The sequence below is a fragment of the Lysinibacillus sp. RU7 genome (assembly GCF_057837305.1).
Map to the genome: position 1 here is coordinate 1 of NZ_JBYQFK010000081.1, position 365 is coordinate 365.

Annotated in this window: 1 protein-coding gene; it reads left to right on the forward strand. The window is 72.3% G+C overall.

Going from position 1 to position 365, the window contains the following annotated elements:
- The coding region (locus tag AC3II9_RS21590; RefSeq protein WP_489158739.1) for a hypothetical protein at positions 1 to 365 on the forward strand (365 nt) is incomplete at both ends.

Below are 365 nucleotides of genomic sequence, written 5' to 3' on the forward strand. Positions count from 1 at the left end.
GCGACGCCGGGCATGGACCGGCACAGCGCCTATGTGGGCATGTCGCGGCACCGCGACGGGGTGCAGCTCCACTATGGGCGTGACGACTTCGCCGACCAGCGCCAGCTCGCCCGCGTGCTGTCACGCGACCGCGCCAAGGACATGGCCGGCGACTATGCCGTGCCGTCCGACGAGGACAGGGCGCGCAGCTTCGCCGAGCGGCGGGAGATACGCTGGCCCGAGCGGGCGCGAGAGATCGTCCACCAGGTCCGCGACAAGGCAAGGGACATGTTCGCGGGCTTCCGGCCCAAGCCTGCCGCCACGCCCGAGAAGGCAGCAACGCCGGATCGCACCGAGGCGGCGATCGGCGGCAAGCCGGACCAGGC